Raw genomic sequence first — 19,464 nt, 5'->3', positions numbered from 1 at the left:
AAATTTAGTTAACTCTATTATTCCATAGTCTTGATTTTTATCAATATCTTAGTATATAAAAAAAGAGCGAGACACAAATCAAAAGTTTCTTTGATTACATGTTCTCGCCCTATAAAATTACTTATATCATTTATATTCACTAACTATTTTCCAATAAAACATTTCAAATCTCCATCTATAGCAACTAACGCCTCATTGTTATGTTAGAAGAAACGTTTTACTGCTGTTGACATTGGTGGCAATTCATCAAAGTCTAATTTTTTATCTTCAGTAATAGATCTAAACGCCCATTTACCATAATTAATTGCTTCTTCATTTACAATTTTACCTGGTAATGGCGCTGCGTTTTCATCTACATAAACATTAACAATCGTTGGTTTATTTTCAGCCATAGCAGCTTCAACTACTTCATCAATTCTGTTTGGATCTTTAAGTGTGTAACCAACCCCGCCACAACTTTCAGCAAATTTTTCTAAGTCAATATCAGTGAAGTTAATAGCATATTCTAATTCACCGGCAGCTTGTTGTTCATATTTAATAAATGAAAGTTGTTCATTATTTAATACAAATAATGTCATTGGTAAATCATACTGCACTGCAGTTGCAAAATCTTGCATAACCATGTCAAACGCACCGTCACCAATAATACCAACTACTTGGCGATTTGGATACTCGCGTTTGGCAGCTATTGCAGTAGGTAACGCACACCCCATCGTACCTAACCAACTAGAAATAATAAATTTATTATTCACTGTTAAGTTTAAATAACGTGTAGACCATACCGTTGCTGTACCGACATCTATAGAGAAGATGGCATCGTCTGTTCTAACTTTATTTATAGCATCCATTAAACGTTCTGGTCTAATAGGTTTACTATCATTAGCCATATCTTCAGCCATCCAAGCATCCCATGTAGCCTTTCTTTCTAATGTTTTATTTAAGAAGTTGCGATCTGCAACATGCTTAGCCATATCAGTTAATTGTAGCAATGCTAGTTTGCTATCACCAAGAATGCCCACATTAACATCAAAACGGTGTCCAATATTTTCTGGATTTGTATCAATTTGTATTGCTTTGATATTTTTCTTTGGTAAATAATCTACATAGGGATAATTAGTACCAACCATAATTAATAAATCCGCATCTTGCATCGTTTGGTATGCTGTTTTAGTACCTATTTTACCAAGATTTCCTATGTTATAAGGATGCGCATCAGACAGAACTGTTTTTGCTGGTAACGTTACAATCGTTGGTATCTTAAATGCTTCTATAAATTCACGGACTTCATCTTTTGCATGTTGTGCACCAGTACCAAGTAATACTACTGGCTTTTTACTTTTATTAATGAGTTTAGCCGCTTTCTTTATAGTATTTGGTTTTGGTGCTACACGAGCTGGTGGTGCAGTATCCACTTTTTGATTAGTAGTGTCTTTAACTTTGCGCGTCAATAAGTTGTTAGGCAAGATTAAGACAGATACACCTTTTTTCTCGTAAGCTGTGCGTATTGCTTCATTTACAATTCCAAAAATATCTTTATCATTTTCAGTTACTTGATGTTTGTATACTGCTACATCATCAACCATTTTGCTAATATCGGTTTCTTGGAAGGCTTTTGTTCCTAAAGCAGTACTGTCTGTTTGGCCTGCTAAAATCAATTGAGGTACATTATCCATCTTCGCATCATACATTCCATTTAGTAAATGAATAACACCAGGGCCACCGATACTTAATGCGACGCCAATTTTACCTGTTAGTTTTGTGTAGCCAGCAGCAGCTAAACTTGCTACTTCTTCATGGCGAACATGAACAAATTCAATATTATCTCTTTCCGTTCTTAAGCTATCGACCACTGCATCAATAGAATCACCAGGAATACCATATAAGTGATCAATGTCCCATGCTTGTAATGCTTTCACTAATGCTTCATTCGCTTTAATTTTTGCCATTATCAAAATAGCTCCTTTCAATATTCAAGTTGTTTTCCCATATTTTTAATTAACTTCGCAATCTATTATCACTAAACAGTAATCATTTAGTATAAGAAAAGGATCAGAATAGGTAAGATGATTGAACTTAGAACTGCTGTTAGTATCATTCCAATAGAACTAAATGCACCAGATTCTAAATCTATCTCTAATGCTTGCGCTGTACCAAAAGCATGTGAAGCATTTCCATATGTCAAACCTTTCGCAATTGAAGTTTTAAATCTACCTAATCTCAATAAATATGAACCTAAAATACTACCAATCAAACCAGTAGTTACAATAAACATAACTGTAATAGTATCAATACCACCTAGCTGATGTGATACTTCTATGCCTACCGCAGCAGTCATTGATCTTGGTAACATTGTCGCGATTACTTCTTTTGAGTATCCTAAAATTTTCAATATACTATACACAAATATGAAATTTAACATCACTGCTGTCAGCACACTACTAAAAATAATACTCGCATTTTGTAGTATTTTATGGCGATTTTGATATAGTGGAAATGCTAAACAAACAACAGTGCAATTCAATAAATAATGAATCCATTTTCCGCCAGTCATATAATCTTGATAATCTTCTTTAAATAATAGAAGTACAATAATAATTCCTATAGACGATATTAATGCCGGGTTTAAAAATGGTGTTTTATATTTTAACTGTAATTTTTTGGCACCTATAAACATTGCTAGTGTCAAAGCAATCATTAAAAAGCCTTTTAAAAACATCATCTAATTTTGTCCATTCCCGTATCGCGCAGTTTTAACCATTTTCTCAGCTATAAAACCAGAAATTAATGCGACACAACATGTTCCTAAAATAACCATTGAAAAGAATAGGATAAAATTCAAGTTAATATCAGAAACGACATCCATAACACCAACCACTGACGGTACAAAGAAAAACACCATCGTTGTAAGGAAAAAGTTAGAGCCTTCACTGACCCATTTTGACGGAATTACTTTAAACTGTAATAAGAGGAAAAACACAAGTAATCCTACAATGCTACCTGCGATTGGTATATGCAATACGCTCTGAATTACATTGCCTATATAAGTGATTCCCATAATTAATAATACTTGCAGTAAAATTTTTGATACCTTTTTTGATATTTGCAATATTCATCATCCTTTATTGCATTATTATTTTAAACTTTATTGATTACATCTCTTATTATAAGTCCCCTGATCATATAATAAAAATATTGATTTTTAATATGACTTATTACTTTTATGAATGAAAGCGGTTTATTCAATTATATTTATCTATAACTATTCCATATTAATAAATTTTAACAAAAACTGGAAATATGCTAATGCGCGCTTATTTTTTTACTTGCTTGATTATTTTTCAAAATAAAAAAAGAGCGGGACAACGAAAACACAATGTACAAAAGTGTTTCGCCGACCCACTTGCTATGAACAACTTTTTTAAATAAAGCTTTCTTAAAAGTAATGTGGCACTTTACAACTCATTTCTATAAACGTTCTTTCATAAATTCAATCCATTTTCTTGTTGCGTGGCTAAGATATTTATCTCGCTTCCAAATAACTCCCAATTCCCAACGCATACTCGGATCATCAATTGTTATGTTTTTAAAGCTACCATCTAATAAATTCACAATATTTTCCGGTAATATACTTACGCCTAAGTGTGCACTTAATAAATTCTCTATAAAATTCCACTGCGAAATTTTAGATATCGTTTTCGGTACATAACCAGCGTTTTTTGCCGCTTCAATAATTTTATCATTTAGATAAAAGTCCTCATTAAATAAGATAAAATCTTCATCCTTTAACATAGCCATATTAATCTGTTCTCTATCCGCTAATCTATGTTCTTTATTTACTACTAATTTCAAGTCTTCTTGATACAGTGGTATAGAGTGAAAAATATCTTGGTCTACGGGTATCGTTGTAATACCAATATCAATTTCATCATTGATTAATTGTGTCTCAATCATTTTGCCACCTTTTTCAACAAGATTGTAGGTCACGTTTGGGTATTCTTGATGAAACTCACCTAAGATATGTATAAACTTATTCATGTTCATTACTGCTGATAAGCCAATACTTATATGACCTGTTTCTAATCCCAACAAGCTATTAATTTCTTTTGGTAAATCTTTATATAAAGTCAAAATTTCCTTACATTTTTTGTAAAATACTTTTCCAGCATCAGTTAATACGAGTTGTCTCTTACTCCGATCGAAAAAAGTCATATTAAGTTCTTTTTCTAAGTCTTTTATTGCTTTGCTAATTGTAGGTTGAGCAATATATAGTGATTTTGAAGCGTTAGTCATTCCTTTTTGATCTACGACTTCGACAAAATATTTCATATGTTTAATATCCATATGTTTACACCTCTACTTGAAACATATTTAATACTGTTCAGTATACGTAGAATTTCTAATAATTCAATCACATACTTTATATAGTCATTCAAAAACTTATCGTATAAAAATCAGAGCGGAACACCTATGATGTCCCACTCCTTCATAATAATTACAGCTATTATATTTATGCACTATGCTAAATTTGTATCATTTTTTTGAGATTGGTCTGCTTGTTCACTCTCTGATTCATCTAAACCAATAATTTTAAAACCAATATAACCAAATATAATCGAAATGATTGGTACAGTATAATTTAAAATAGCAAACGGCGCATATTCTACCACTGAAACGCCTAAAGTTGATGCAATAAAGACACCACATGTATTCCAAGGTACAAACACAGACGTCAATGTTCCACCATCTTCTAGCGCTCTAGATAGATTTTTCGGATGCAGTTTCTTATCTTTAAACGTATTTATGTACATGCGCGATGGCACAATAATGGAAATATATTGTTCAGAACAAGTAAAGTTTGTGCCAATACACGATATAATAACGGATGCAATCAATGATCCCGTAGATTTAGCCACTTTTAAAATAACAGCAATTAACGCTGTGAGCATACCTGAATATTCTAGGACACCCCCAAAGGTCATTGCAACAAGTGTCAGTGATATTGTGTAGAACATTGACTCCAATCCACCTCGATTGAATAGTTCATCTACCAATTTATTGCCTGACTCAATTGTATAGCCTGTTTGCAGAGCTGTAAGTGCTTCTGTAATAGAACCACCTTGTAAAAATATCTGAGCAAAAAATCCTAATATGATCCCTACACAAATTGCTGGAATCGCAGGAACTTTTACTACAACAAGTGCAATTACAATAATTGGTATAAGCAATAGCCATGGTGTAATTAAAAAGTTATCTTGCATCGTTGCAAGAATGTCATTTATGTTTTTTGCATCAAAATTTCTTCCACCAAAGCGTTGCCCTATAAAGAAAAAAGCAATTAATGAAATAACTAATGCTGGGATTGTCGTATAAAACATATGTTTTATATGCTCAAACAAGTCAACACCAGTTAATCCAGAAGCTAAGTTCGTAGTGTCCGATAGCGGGCTCATCTTATCACCAAAGTATGACCCACAAATCACTGCACCAGCAACGATACCGGGTGATATACCCATACTAATGCCAATACCCATCGAGGCAACCCCCACAGTCGCCATCGTCGACCAACTACTACCTATAGCTAAAGCTACGATGCCACATAAGATAATAACAACTGCTAAAAAGTATCTTGGGTCTATCAGTTGTAATCCATAGTAAATCATCGTTGCGACTACACCGCTGCCTATCCATGATCCTATTACTAATCCTACAAGTATGATGATTACGATTGCTGGCAAAGCATGACGAATCCCCTTATACATCATTTCTTCAACTTCACTAAACTCGTAACCGTGTAACATTGTAATTAGTATCGCTACAGCTGTTCCTATTAATAAAGGAATATGCGGTTCCTTTTCTAGTACTGCAACTGTAAAAAGCATTGCTGCAATCATTGTCACTAACGTAACAATCGCCGAAACAAAACCTAATGGCTTTTTCACCTTGTGCTTACTACTATTGTTTTTAGTGTTTCTACTAAAAATAATAGCCACCTCCTTTGTTAGTTAAATCATACTCAAGTTGAGAAACACTTTCAATACTTCCTTTATTATTTAAATTTATGTTTAATTTTAATTTTTATATTCAATAAATTACATTTATTATCATTAAAAAAATATCTGTTATAGTTTTTCTTTAAGTGTTTTTTAGCAAAATTACAATTGCGTGGCATATATTTCAAATATATTAAAGTTATTTGTAATAATAGTTTATCTTATTGTACTTTTTACTCTATCTACTTATGATAAATATATAATTTTTAAAAATGTCTGGAGTAATGTATGAATATTAAAAAGATAACAACAAACACACTTATTGCGAATACGATACTTATAACTGGGACAACAACTGTTCAAACAACACATGAAAATCAAACTGCTAATGCAGCAGTTAATTATTATAGTAAAAATCAATGTACATGGTATGTATTTAATAAAAGAGCGAGCGTGGGTAAACCTGTACCCAATAGTTGGGGAAATGCTAAAAATTGGTATTACAAAGCAAAAAATAGTGGCTATCGTGTAGGTAGAGTACCGGCGAAACGAGCGGTAATGCAATCAACTGTTGGCACATATGGCCATGTTGCTTATGTAGAAACTGTTTATAAAAATGGTAGTATCAAAGTATCCGAATATAATTACAATCGTCCTCTAGCATATGGCACAAGAATATTAAGTAAATCAGCAGCTGCCAAATATAACTATATCTATTAGGAAGCTGCGTAAGATAGTTTTCTAAGCAGTTAATAACTCTTTGATTCTAAAAAAACGTTAATTTGCAGCTTTTCGTTGCAAATTAACGTTTCTTTTTACTTTATTGAAATTGATAACTTTGGTGTCCTTTAGCAAAACCTTTTACGGTATAAATCCAAGAACCGCCATCATTTTCAATATCATTTGAACAAATAATCAATTGATCTGTTCCTGGTATAAATGCTGGATGTGTTGATCTCAACATATGACCCGAATCACGACCAGGTATCAAAATTTGACCTATTGGATATCCTTTCTTATTAAAAACTAATACTCTTCCTTGACCATACATAGCAACATATAAATTATCATCACTATCTATACAACAAGAATCTGGCCCTTCATGCCCTGTGAAATAATAAGGAATAGAAGCTCCAAAGGGCGCAATCGTAACACCGTCTTCTAATAATTCTATACGATGTAATCGATTTGCATTCGTTTCAGTTACCCAAAGTATTTTTTCGTCAGTGCTAAGCGCAACACCATTCGCAACTGCAATATTTTGTATCACAGGAGTGATGGACTTAAAGTCAGGTGAGACATAATATACTCCCCCTTTAGGATTTGTCGAATAACCTCTAAAATCCGTAAAGTAAAACCCACCTTTACTATCAAACACTAAATCGTCCACACAATATTCTGTTTCAATATCTGATACAATTTCCTGAATTTTATTGCCGCTTCCATCAACAGCGTAAATACCACCCGAACTATCAAAATCACCTAAATAACATACAAATAATCGTCCATCTTTATGTATTTTAACGGCTGCTGGGTTATCTTTATGTGACTTTAATAATTGTGTGATTTTTTTGTCAGGTAAGGATACATGAAAAATAGTTCCCCCAAAGACTTCGCAAAGTACTAAGTCTCCATTTCTATCGAAGCAAAGTCCTTCAAGTTGTAATCCCTTATCAGAAATCTCTAACCATGGTTCAGCCGTAATGGTTTGTAGGCCTTGTTCATGAGCAAGAATGGGCACCTCACTTTTAGCATTTCTCGTATACGATAACGCAGGTAATTTTTTATTTTCCATTAATCATTTCCCCTTTCTTCACTTTCTTTATATTTTAATTATATGGCAACCATAGTTTCAAATAAATCAATCCCTTTAAAAATCACTATCTATTTTATTTATATAAAAACCCCTAAATGTATTGGAGAATTCATTTAGGGATTAGTTTATGTTATTGTTTTTGTAATCTTAACTCTTCTAAGAGTTGTTGAGCAACTGCTGTATTGGCACGGTCTTGTGTTTTTAAACGTTCTGCTACTTGAGCAATTTCTTCACCTTGCGCACCTACTACAATTGCTAATGATTTATATTGTAAACTCATATGACCTTGTTGAATACCTTCAGAAACTAAGGCACGACATGCAGCAAAATTTTGAGCTAATCCTACGGCAGCGACAACATGACCTAATTCTTGTGCAGAATCAACGTTCATTAATTCTAACGAGGCTTTTGCAATTGGTAAAACTTTTGTACCGCCGCCCACAGTAGCCAATGTCATAGGCACCTCAATTGTCCCTACAAGCACTTGTTTTTCTTCATTATAATGCCACGTAGCTAGACCACGATATTGACCATCTTTACTTGCATATGCATGTGCTGTCGCTTCAGCACCACGAGTATCATTACCTGTCGCCAGCACTACAGCGTGAATACCATTCATCACACCTTTATTATGTGTTACCGCTCGATGTATATCAACTTGAGCTAATACAGAGGCGCGTTCCATTCTTTTAGCAACGTCTTTACCATCACGACCGCCTTTTGATAATGCATCAACTGAGATTTCCCCCTGCACTTTAACAACCGATGCAGTAGCGTGATTAGATAAAATACTCATCAATATATCAACATGTTCCAATTCATTTTTTAAATACGCTGTGATACCTTCTAAAATGGTATTCAACATATTTGCACCCATTGCATCTTTAGTATCTACATAGATTTTTAATGACACTAAGCCTTCATTTGGGAATGTATCTATTTCTATTTTACGAAAGCCGCCACCACGCTCAATTATTGAAGGATACACTTCATCTGCAATACGTTTCATTTGCACTTCAAGTTGTTGAAGTTGCTCCTCTAAAACTGCTGTATTTGTCACACTATCAAACACAATTTGACCAATCATTAAACGTTCACTAGCAATAACTTTAAAGCCGCCAGTTTGATTTACAAGCTTTGCTCCGTAACTAGCTGCTGCAACTACTGAAGGTTCTTCTACCATCATTGGTACAACATATGATTTACCATCTACGTTGATTTCAGGTAATAATCCTACAGGTAATGCCCCTTGTCCAATGACGTTTTCTATAAGACTATTCGCAATCTCTTCCGAAATTAAAGGATTATTGAGTAACACATTTTTATTTTCTTCAGATAACCAACCTTTAATTACTAACTCTTCTAACTTTTCTGTTCTAGACAAATGACGAAACGTCTTACCTAATGGTTCCATTAGTTATTCTCCTTTTCAATTTGAATTGCAATTCCTAAACCGCCACCGATACAAGCGGTTGCTATACCTGATTGTTTCTCTTCTTGAGCTAAAATATTAACTAAAGTTGTAACTAAGCGTGTACCACTTGCACCTATAGGGTGACCTAACGCAATCGCACCACCATATAAATTCAGCTTATCTTCAGATATACTTAAATTGTCTCTCACAGGAATACTTTGTGACGCAAAAGCTTCCGTCATTTCTACTACGTCAAAGTCATCGATGACCTTATCTGTCTTATCTAATAATTTTGTCACTGCATGATATGGCGCATAGCCCATATACTGCGGATCACAACCAATTTCAGCATGCTCTCCAACTATAGCTAAAATTTCATAGCCTTCTTGTTTCGCATAGTCAGCATCCATTAAAATAATTGTAGACGCACCATCATTAATACTAGACGCATTACCGCCTGTTACCGTGCCATCTTCTTTAAATATTGTTTTTAATGTACTTAATTTCTCAACACTACTATTTCCACGAATACCTTCATCCTTAGTCATCATTTCTCCATTTACATCTTCTAATGGAACGATTTCATTATTAAATTTACCTGCTTCTGTCGCTTGTTGTGCTTTTTGTTGAGATTCGTTAGCAAAATAATCCTGTGCTTCACGTGATACGTTGTACTTTTCTGCAATTTTTTCAGCTGTAATACCCATAGGTACGTTTAAAAAAGCGTCAGTAAGACCATCGTGCATAAAGCTATCTACAGGGGATTCACCTTCATTAAGCACTAACTTAGGTGCATTTGTCATGCTTTCTACACCACCTACAGCCACTACTTTAGCTTCACCTAATTGGATTAATTGCTTTCCTAAAATAATAGACTTTAAGCCAGAGCCACACACTTCATTTATGGTCATAGCTGGTGTTGTATTTGGAACACCGGAATGGATTGCTATTTGACGGGCAGGATTTTGACCACTGCCGCTTTGTAATACATTACCATAGATAACTTGCTCAACTTTCTGTGGATCTATGTTAATTGCCTTCATCGCAGCTTCTAATGTCTTTGTTCCAAGTTCAACTGCTGAATATTTACTTAATTTCCCTCTAAATCTTCCTATTGGTGTACGTTTTGCACTTACGATTGCTACTTTATTCATAATTAGTCTCCTTTATAGCTCTTTTCAAATAATTGTATTTTATGCTTATGATTTGGTATGATACAGTTGCTTATTTATATATAGAAAGGTGTCGATACGCTTTATGACAGTCGGTATTGATCAAATTAATTTTTATGTTCCAAGATTTTATGTAGATATGGCTAAACTTGCCGAATCACGTCAAGTGGACCCAAACAAGTTCTTATTAGGCATCGGGCAAACTGAGATGTCAGTAAGTCCTATGAGTCAAGATATTGTTACGATGGGTGCTAATGCTGCAAAAGCCATCGTGACAGAAGAAGATAAAAAACAAATCAGTATGGTTATTGTTGCAACTGAATCTGCAATAGATTCAGCAAAAGCTTCAGCAGTGCAGATACATAATTTGTTAGGTATTCAACCATTTGCACGTTGTATTGAAATGAAAGAAGCTTGCTATGCTGCAACACCAGCTATCCAATTAGCTAAAGATTATTTAGCGCAACGTCCGGATGAGAAAGTACTTGTCATCGCAAGTGATACTGCGCGTTATGGTTTAAATTCTGGTGGCGAGCCTACACAAGGTGCAGGTGCAGTTGCTATGATGATATCACAAAACCCACGTATTCTTGAACTAAATGACGACGCAGTTGCTTTCACTGAAGACGTATATGATTTTTGGCGTCCAAGTGGCCAACCTTATCCACTTGTAGATGGTGCGTTATCAAAAGATGCGTACATCCATTCATTCCAAGAAAGTTGGCAAGAATATGCACGTCGTTACAATAAATCACTAGCTGATTTCAGCTCTTTATGCTTCCATGTACCATTTACTAAAATGGGCAAAAAAGCACTTGATTCAATTTTAACAGATGACATAGATGAAGAAACTAAAACGCGTCTAACTACTGGTTATGATGCAGCTACTTATTATAATCGTTATGTAGGTAACATCTATACAGGTTCTCTATATTTGAGTTTAATCTCATTATTAGAAACGCATGATTTAGCTGCTAATGACACAATTGGTTTATTCAGTTATGGTTCTGGATCTGTTGGAGAATTCTTTAGCGGTAAAGTTGTTGAAGATTACCAAGATGCGCTCGATATTCAAGGACATAAAGATTTACTAAACAACCGTACAGAAATCTCAGTTGAAACATATGAAACTTTCTTCAACCGTTTTGATAATTTAGAATTTGATCACGAAACTGAATTAGAAAATGAAGAAAATGCAATTTTCTATCTTGAAAGCATTAACGATCATATCCGTAATTATAATACCTTAAATTAAGTTTTAAATCACTTATTCTTATCTCTTTATAAATTAATGTGAGGCTGGGGCAAAATTCATTTGTTCCAGCCTCATTTGTTCTTTATATCTGTACAAAATGATTATATGGTCAATCCTAGAGTCGAATTCAACTTTTATCAAAGTAAGGCACATTATTTTGCTCTTGAACTGACATCATTCAATGTATTGGAAGTGGAGATGCTTTTTTCATTTGTAGGGAATCCGCCTAACTCTCAGGTGCCAATTTGACGTAGAGAGTAGATGTATAAAGGGATGCTTTCTTCCACATCATAGCGCCAGTCATCAGGGCTGTGCCGTTACGTATTTACTTATTAGCTAAGTAAATACAATAAAATTAGGAGACATTATGCCACATCAACATCAATCCCCTCACTACTGGCATAGTGAGGGGATTAGTATATAAGTGAACACTTATTTTCGTTACACATATTATAGCGTCGTAGTCTATAGAGACACAAAGATATACTATAAGTCCATATTTTTTCTCATTTTAAAAACAATGTATCCATCTTCTAAAATTTGAATGACAGAATTTCTTATTAAACTGTTATCTATGTATCCTGTTATTTCTCCAAATTGGATTAAAAAATTCCACCAATAAGAACTAACAAATACACTTGAAATCGCATTTCATCATCTCCCAAAAATCGCACCACCTAAATAAATTATTATTATGTTGTACAGAATAACACACTGAAGATAGTAATCAACTTTCCATAAAATCCAGTATATTTATTTATACATATTTTATTTTTTGAAAACGCAAAATAAACAGTATCAAACTCAAGGTTTGGTACTGTTTTTAGGTTTGTAAAACTGAGTCATATCTTGTTGTTCTAATTTTAATAATTCAATTTTAGTGTCAATGCCACCACCATAACCTGTTAAGCTTCCGTCTTTCCCGACAACTCTATGGCATGGAATGATAATAGAAATTGGATTACTTCCAACTGCTCCACCTACAGCTTGGGACGACATTTTCTCTTTACCTCTTTCTAGATCTACTTTTTGGGCAATATCACTATAAGTTACCGTTTCTCCATGTGGTATTTCTAACAATATTTTCCAAACTGTTTCTCTAAAGGGAGTCCCTATCGCCTTCAAAGGAAAATCTATTTTAGGTTTATTTCCTGAGAAATAGCTATCTAACCAATGTGTAGCTTGTTCAAATACTGGTTGATCTTTTTCAATTAATTTATCATCGTAATGTGATTCAATGTCTTGATGGTTTGGTAACCACAAACCTGTAATACTTTCTCCGTCAGAGGTTAAGGTGATTTGGCCAATCGGTGATTGATAAGTTGTTTTATAATACATAATATCCCTCTTTTCCACCTTTTAATTTGCTATAATCATAAAACTTTATTTGTTTTATGTAAATACTTAGGGGTATGTACAACTCATATAGTATTTAACTCTAGGAGGTTCTAAGTGAGTCACTTCAAACAACACCACAAAAATATAGACCTTAATTTTCATAAAAATCCAAAATCCGAACGCATTACATTAATTTATAAAGCACTCTACCAATTAAATGATATTATCTTAGGCTTAGTATTCCTATGTGGTAGCTTTTTATTTTTCAACAGTTCAACTGTAACAACTGGTACTGTATTATTCGTTATAGGTAGTATTCAAATGACGATAAGACCTTTGATTGTATTTACTCACGATTTACATTTAGCTTTTAAACATAAAATATAAATTGAGAATAAAGAGGAGTAGATAAACCAAGTCTGTGGCTGTCAACTCCTCTTCTTCTAATCATTAATTTCATAATATGTCTGTTATTTAAACTATCATCTATACAATTTACGTATTGATTAAAAAATCAACTTGTTTTCAATCTAGTTTTAATCTTCCTAGTTGGGATAATCAGCGCACTCGCTAACACGCCACATACAACTAAACATGTCCCAACGATAAAACCTATGCTTGCCGCTACTTCCATACTCTGGCCACTTTGTATTATAGCTGTATAAATAGATGTCATAATTGCGATGCCAAATGCACCACCTAGTGTAGATCCCATTTTAAAAATTCCTGATGCGACTCCTACTTTTTCAGGTGGCGTAGTTGATACTGCTGTACTTAGAGCTGGCGTCGCAAACAATCCGGTTCCTCCTCCGAAACACACAGCCCCTATTAACGATACAATTATATATATAGGTTTATCAAAAAAAGTAAAACTAAACAGTAATATTCCTAAAGCTGTAAAAATTGGACCTATAACCATTACACGTTTTGCTCCAAAACGTTTAATACTCTTTTCACCTAATCTAACAACAAGTAATAATGTAATTACATAAGGTAAGGTAAGCATCCCCGCTTGAAATGCGCTCAATTTCATTCCACCTTGTACATACATGTTAAACAAAGCGATAACACCTACACCTGTATTCAATAAAAAGTTAGCCAATACTGCGCCAATATATGGTCTATTTTTAAATAATTCTAAATCAATAAAAGGTGCTCGTTTGGACTTTTCAAATTTATAAAACACAAAAATACAAACGAAAAATAGTAAACTTAAGACTAATGTAGGTGTACTTAACCACCCCATTTTATAACCTTGTGTTATCACAAAACTAATACTTGCAATCATAATCACAAATATAGTAAGTCCTATATAATCAAATTGACTAGACGTGGATTTAACTAATTTACTTTCAGGCAACTTGTTCAACAAAAATAACGCCAAAAGAGATAAAATAATAGATAATACAAAAATCGATTGCCATGATATAAATGTTGCCATTGCACCTGCAAAAAAAGAAGATAAACCAGTACCACCAAAAGCGCCAATCGACCAATAACTCAACGCTTTTTGTCTCTCATCACCTTCAAAAAAATCATTTACTATTGAAATTGTGGCCGGCATTATAATAGCTGCTGATAGTCCTTGTACTACTCTCCCCATGAGTAATAAAACAACGTTTCCAGAAACGATTAACATTAGCGAACCTATAATACTAAGTATCAATGCGATCCTAGTCATCTTCACCTTACCAAGTTTATCTGAAAAATTACCCGCTACAACCATAAAAACGCCAGTAACAAACGAAGTTAAGCTAATTGAAATATTAACTATATCTGGACTAGTGCCAAATGCTGATTGTATCTTTGGCCCTATATTTAAAAAAGACTGTGCAAACAACCAATAAGTTAATATAGATAATACAATACCAGTCAATAACTTACTTCCCGAAAAATTTTTAGTGTTTTCTGTCATAAAAGCATCCCCTATATTTAAATATAATTTCACTTAATATTTATAAAAATTCAAATCATTAATCAATGCTATATTCAAAGTGTTACATTTCATCATTAGATACATGTTAATCTATTTTATAAATATTTACACTATAAATATTACCATTTTTCTAACTTGAAAGTGGCAAATTTAGTTTAATATAAAGAATTTTCTGACAATATAAACGAAAAACTTTTTCATTTCGTTAAAACAATTTCTTGATTGCATGCTTGAAGTATTTTTTAAAGTAATCTTTACGATGTATACCTTTTCTATTAGTTACAAAGTGAAACACCGATTGTTCAGATATTAATAGTTCATTTATAATATCGACGCCTTGTTCTGTTTGTGAAATCATATTTTGGTTTGAAAGTTTGTTTTGCTTTCCTTCTAACTCTCCTACATACCAGTAAACATGGAATGGCTGTTTAAGAATTTCATGCTCTTTCATAAATTTTAAAAATCCAGGATACCATATTGATGGCGATATTAATATAAAGCTACCAAAAGCATACTTCTCCGTTAATAGTCCATACAACGATACTAGGCCCCCCAGCGATGCGCCTGCGATAGCTATATCTTTCTGTTCCTCAGAAATACTGAAACATTTTTTCAAATATGGCAATAATTCACTCGTTATCCAAACTAAATAGTCGTCTGCCTTGCCATCAAATTCAATTCCATTTACCTTTGTGTACCAAGGCGTGTACTCTTGCTTTCTGTCATTAGGAACAACTCCTGCAAACACTACATCTTTGTTTACATCTTTAAATAAATAGTCGCCATCTTGTACTATAACTAGTGGATAAGACTTCCCTTCAGTCTTAAAATAGTTTTTCGGTAGTTTTATTCTTATTTCATGATGTTGAAAATAAATACTTAATGAGTTTAAATTCATTTCAAAACACCTCACTTTAAGCATTAAAAATTGAGTATGATACACCTTGAATTATAAAAAGTTATACAGTTCAATTTCATTATCTTTTGCGAATTCTATAGCAAGTAGTTCTAATATATTGATCATTGCTGGATTCTCTTTTACTTTAATATATTGAAATTTTAAATTATAAGTTTCTGCCTTAATATTTTGTTGTTCCATTTCATCTAAGTTTTGCTGTGTGCTAAACACTCTTCTAAATTTCGCTGTACCTGCGGCAGATTTCGAATTAAATTGACCTAATTTATCATTCAAATCTTTTTGGGTCAATTTATAGCCCGTCATTAATCCACCAGCTTGTCCAACAAATATCGGCTTTTTATTATTAAATATGACAAAGATACCCTTTTCATTTTCAACTTTACTTCTACTTTCTTTATCAAATGTTAAGGCTTTTGATTTATCATACTTAAAAAGTTTTTTTAATGGTTTTTTATAACTATCTAGTAATTCACTTATTTTTTTGTCGCCATTCATCATCATCATCCTTCATCTTTTTATTATCTTTTTATATATACACTCAATAGTTAGCTCATAAACTTTTATAGCAATATTAAAGTGATGGATTTAAATAATAGTTTGATAATCATTAGCGCAACATAATATAAGACACCTTAATACTATAAAGTGAATAGTTATCGCTTTATAATAAGGTGTCTTAAATATTGGTTTATTTTAAATAGTTTAATACAGTAATGCCTACCGCTTCTGCAGAAACTCGCATTGCTTTTTCACTAATTGTGAATTTAGGATGGTGATGAGGATGAATATCCCCATTTTCTGGAGCTGCGCCTGCATATATAAATGCACTCGGTAACTTTTTAGCATAATATGCAAAATCTTCAGATGGTGGTTGTGGTTCACATCTTTCTACTTTTTTAATTGCATCTGTTTCTGCATTTTCAATAGAATCCACTACAAAACGTGTGAATTCTTGATCGTTATATAGCGCTGGATAATCGTCATGATATTCTAACTCGCAAGTTACACCAAACATTGATTCTAAACCTTCTGATAGGCGTGTAACCTCATTTTTAATTGTGCGTTTTGTATCGTCTGTTAACGCTCGAACATCTCCCTCAATAATGATACTGTCTTTGATGACATTAAATTGACCTTTACCATCAAATGAACCAATCGTTACGACGCCTGTTTCAAACGGATTTAATCTTCTTGAAACAATTGTTTGAGCAGCATTAACAAAATACGCACCAGCTACAATAGCATCGTTTGCTGTATGTGGTGATGAACCATGACCACCTTGTCCTTTTACTGTAAGTTTAAAAAAGTCTCTACCAGTTTGCACGTTACCTTCACGATAAAAAATCGTTCCAGTAGGCATATGACTCATAACATGAACACCTAACACGTGATCCACACCATCTAACACGCCATCCTTAATCATTGCTTGTGCTCCTCCTGGTGGGACTTCTTCTGCAGGTTGGTGAATAACTACTACTTTGCCATTAAATCGTTCTTTTAATTCTATTAATGTTTCTGCAAGTATTAACATGTATGCTGTATGAGCATCGTGACCACATGCATGCATCACACCTTTATTTTTTGAAGCAAATGATAAACCTGTATCTTCTTCAATTGGTAATGCATCAAAATCTGCACGAATAGCAATTGTTTTGCCAGGTTTCCCACTATCAATTGTCACTTTTAATCCGTTAGGCCCTATGTTAGTTTCTACATCACAATCTTTATTTCTATAAAACTCTTCAATATATTTTGGAGTTTGCTCTTCATGAAACGATAGTTCAGGATATTGATGTAGAAATCGACGAATTTCAATCATTCGTTCTTCTTTATCTTTCAATAAATCTATTAATTCTTTCACCATAATAGTTCCCCCTATAACGTGATAATTACATTATACACTTTTTATTATCGAAATATTTGTCAGCCCTATTGGGATTTTATTTTCTAAGTTGTTTTGTTGTTGGCACCATGACCATAATGATGAATAAGGATAATAATGCCATAATAACGTTTAACCATAAGCCCGCTAACGCACCAATTTGTACATTAGTTAAATGAGTTACAATACCATATAATGCGCCAGATAAAGCAATACCAAACGCACCGCCCAATGATGAAGCCATTTTGTATATACCTGAAGCTACACCAACTTTATCTTCTGGTGAATTAGAAATTGCCATATCTGTGGAAGGCGTAGCATAAAATCCTAACCCTAAGCCATAAAGCAAATAGCCAAAAATACATACAACTACATAAATCATACTAGGTAAAAAAGTTAGCGAAATTAGAATGATACCAACCATATTAAAAGAAGTTCCTAAAACCATTGGTTTCTTCGCACCAACTTTTTGTAATACTTTTTCGCCAACACGAATCATTAATAATACGGTTATTAAATATGTTATTGATAGCAATCCTGTTTGAAATGCACTAAACCCTAACCCTTGCTGTACGAATGTATTAGCAACTAGTAAAGCACCTGCCACACCATTCAATAAGAAATTGGATAATGTTGCACCTGTATACGCCTTATTATTAAATAGTTTAAAATCAATTAATGGATTACCTATTTTATTTTCAACTTTTAAGAAAATAATTGTCGAAAGTATAAAAATGAGAGTAAGTCCTAAAATAATTGGTGAGAATAATCCCAACGCACTACTTTGTGTAATAACAACATTGATACTTAACATCATAATTACAAATAAAATCAAACCAACATAATCAAAGTGCTTATTATTAGTTACTGGTGATTTCGTTTCAGGCGTCCCTTTGATTAAATACATTGATAATAAAGCTATAAGTATAGATAAAATAAAAATCCAACGCCAGCCAATAAATGTTGAGACCATCCCACCGAATAGTGATGCTAATCCTGAACCTCCCCATGACCCTATTGACCAATAGCTTAATGCACGTTGTCTATCTTTACCATAAAAATAAGCTTTCATAATTGCTAATGTCGAGGGCATAATAGCTGCTGCTGATAATCCCTGAATAACTCTGCCAATAATTAATAATATTGGTAAGTTACTAACGATAATTAATAATGATCCAATAATACTTAACCATAAGCCGATATAAGTTATCTTTACACGACCTACCTTATCAGCTAGGCTTCCAGCACCAACAACAAACATCCCAGAGAACAGTGCCGTAATACTCACTGCGATACTGATTGTTCCGATATTACTATGAAACGATTGTTGCAACGTAGGTACAACATTTAACAAAGATTGTGCAAATAACCAAAAAGTCACAACACCTAACACGATACCTAAAATCAGTTTATTGTCACCTTTATATGTTTGCGCATTTCCCTTTTGAGTCATTTTACGTTCCTCCTATTTTTAAATTTACAAATGACAAATAGGGAAGATAAGCTCAATTGTGAGATGTTTACTAAACATCTTCTATCAATGATACTTGCTATCCTCTCTCAAAAAAGATTGTAGCGCGCTCAAATTCTTATTAATATAGATTATTTGCTATTTTTGTATTCTTTTTATAATGACTTTGTGTCCGTTTTAAGCAATGACAAAAAAAGAACTCCTTTTTTTGTCATTACTACTAAACTTTACAATACCCCTAAGTAATCATTATCCCAACAAAAAAGCTAAC

17 protein-coding genes are annotated in these 19,464 nt (G+C 33.3%); 3 read left to right on the top strand and 14 right to left on the bottom strand.

Annotated features, from left to right (window positions below; genetic code table 11):
- Positions 1 to 203 precede the first annotated feature (203 nt).
- The 5 genes from ACM591_RS03005 to nhaC all read right to left on the bottom strand — a co-directional run bounded on the left by ACM591_RS03005 (position 204) and on the right by nhaC (position 5,939).
- Entirely contained in the window at positions 204 to 1,946 is a 1,743-nt protein-coding gene (locus ACM591_RS03005) for a pyruvate oxidase (RefSeq protein WP_029378206.1), read from the bottom strand.
- An 86-nt stretch (positions 1,947 to 2,032) separates the two neighbouring features.
- A complete protein-coding gene (locus tag ACM591_RS03000) occupies positions 2,033 to 2,719 on the bottom strand; it encodes an LrgB family protein (protein WP_029378205.1) in 687 nt (228 codons plus the stop codon).
- Positions 2,720 to 3,106 (bottom strand): CidA/LrgA family protein, encoded by a 387-nt coding sequence (locus ACM591_RS02995; RefSeq protein ID WP_029378204.1) that lies wholly within the window; start codon positions 3,104 to 3,106, stop codon positions 2,720 to 2,722.
- Between the two features lie 359 nt (positions 3,107 to 3,465).
- Positions 3,466 to 4,341, bottom strand: a complete 876-nt coding sequence (gene cidR, locus ACM591_RS02990; RefSeq protein ID WP_029378203.1) for a cidABC operon transcriptional activator CidR — start codon at positions 4,339 to 4,341, stop codon at positions 3,466 to 3,468.
- A 173-nt stretch (positions 4,342 to 4,514) separates the two neighbouring features.
- A complete protein-coding gene (gene nhaC, locus ACM591_RS02985) occupies positions 4,515 to 5,939 on the bottom strand; it encodes a Na+/H+ antiporter NhaC (RefSeq protein ID WP_051664343.1) in 1,425 nt (474 codons plus the stop codon).
- Between the two features lie 339 nt (positions 5,940 to 6,278).
- Here nhaC and ACM591_RS02980 point away from each other — a divergent pair, with 339 nt between their 5' ends.
- Complete coding sequence (locus ACM591_RS02980; RefSeq protein ID WP_326026674.1) at positions 6,279 to 6,710, top strand: CHAP domain-containing protein; 432 nt, start codon at positions 6,279 to 6,281, stop codon at positions 6,708 to 6,710.
- A gap of 100 nt (positions 6,711 to 6,810) precedes the next feature.
- Here the strand turns inward: ACM591_RS02980 and ACM591_RS02975 are convergent, their stop codons facing one another.
- The 3 genes from ACM591_RS02975 to ACM591_RS02965 all read right to left on the bottom strand — a co-directional run bounded on the left by ACM591_RS02975 (position 6,811) and on the right by ACM591_RS02965 (position 10,374).
- The gene (locus ACM591_RS02975) at positions 6,811 to 7,785 is read right to left on the bottom strand and encodes an SMP-30/gluconolactonase/LRE family protein (RefSeq protein ID WP_029378200.1); all 975 of its coding nucleotides are present in this window, start codon (positions 7,783 to 7,785) and stop codon (positions 6,811 to 6,813) included.
- A 151-nt stretch (positions 7,786 to 7,936) separates the two neighbouring features.
- A complete protein-coding gene (locus ACM591_RS02970; RefSeq protein ID WP_326026675.1) occupies positions 7,937 to 9,220 on the bottom strand; it encodes a hydroxymethylglutaryl-CoA reductase, degradative in 1,284 nt (427 codons plus the stop codon).
- Positions 9,220 to 10,374, bottom strand: coding sequence for a thiolase family protein (locus tag ACM591_RS02965; protein WP_326026676.1), 1,155 nt, complete (start codon positions 10,372 to 10,374; stop codon positions 9,220 to 9,222). Before ACM591_RS02965 ends, ACM591_RS02970 begins: the two co-directional genes overlap by 1 nt.
- 103 nt (positions 10,375 to 10,477) lie before the next feature.
- On the opposite strand from ACM591_RS02965, the gene ACM591_RS02960 reads away from it, so the two are divergent.
- Positions 10,478 to 11,647, top strand: a complete 1,170-nt coding sequence (locus ACM591_RS02960; protein ID WP_326026677.1) for a hydroxymethylglutaryl-CoA synthase — start codon at positions 10,478 to 10,480, stop codon at positions 11,645 to 11,647.
- A gap of 804 nt (positions 11,648 to 12,451) precedes the next feature.
- Here the strand turns inward: ACM591_RS02960 and ACM591_RS02955 are convergent.
- Positions 12,452 to 12,985 (bottom strand): methylated-DNA--[protein]-cysteine S-methyltransferase, encoded by a 534-nt coding sequence (locus ACM591_RS02955; protein ID WP_326026678.1) that lies wholly within the window; start codon positions 12,983 to 12,985, stop codon positions 12,452 to 12,454.
- Between the two features lie 114 nt (positions 12,986 to 13,099).
- Between ACM591_RS02955 and ACM591_RS02950 the strand changes: the two genes are divergently transcribed.
- Positions 13,100 to 13,372 carry a YrhK family protein gene (locus ACM591_RS02950; RefSeq protein ID WP_037557171.1) on the top strand — a complete coding sequence of 91 codons (273 nt, stop codon included), beginning with the start codon at positions 13,100 to 13,102 and terminating at the stop codon, positions 13,370 to 13,372.
- A 127-nt stretch (positions 13,373 to 13,499) separates the two neighbouring features.
- On the opposite strand, the gene ACM591_RS02945 is transcribed toward ACM591_RS02950, so the two are convergent.
- The 5 genes from ACM591_RS02945 to ACM591_RS02925 form a co-directional block, all read right to left on the bottom strand.
- Positions 13,500 to 14,900, bottom strand: coding sequence for an MFS transporter (locus ACM591_RS02945; protein WP_029378194.1), 1,401 nt, complete (start codon positions 14,898 to 14,900; stop codon positions 13,500 to 13,502).
- Positions 14,901 to 15,126: 226 nt separating this feature from the next.
- Positions 15,127 to 15,819, bottom strand: coding sequence for an alpha/beta hydrolase (locus tag ACM591_RS02940; protein ID WP_029378193.1), 693 nt, complete (start codon positions 15,817 to 15,819; stop codon positions 15,127 to 15,129).
- Positions 15,820 to 15,870: 51 nt separating this feature from the next.
- Positions 15,871 to 16,335 carry a hypothetical protein gene (locus ACM591_RS02935; RefSeq protein WP_029378192.1) on the bottom strand — a complete coding sequence of 155 codons (465 nt, stop codon included), beginning with the start codon at positions 16,333 to 16,335 and terminating at the stop codon, positions 15,871 to 15,873.
- Between the two features lie 193 nt (positions 16,336 to 16,528).
- A complete protein-coding gene (locus ACM591_RS02930; protein ID WP_029378191.1) occupies positions 16,529 to 17,704 on the bottom strand; it encodes a M20 family metallopeptidase in 1,176 nt (391 codons plus the stop codon).
- Positions 17,705 to 17,780: 76 nt separating this feature from the next.
- On the bottom strand, positions 17,781 to 19,175 hold the full coding sequence (locus ACM591_RS02925; RefSeq protein WP_029378190.1) for an MFS transporter: 1,395 nt from the start codon (positions 19,173 to 19,175) through the stop codon (positions 17,781 to 17,783).
- Positions 19,176 to 19,464 lie beyond the last annotated feature (289 nt).

The organism is Staphylococcus sp. Ze2, from assembly GCF_048568365.1.
Lineage (GTDB): Bacteria > Bacillota > Bacilli > Staphylococcales > Staphylococcaceae > Staphylococcus > Staphylococcus xylosus.
The sequence above is the reverse complement of the archived record's forward strand: the minus strand, read 5'-3'. Positions and strand labels throughout refer to the sequence as shown.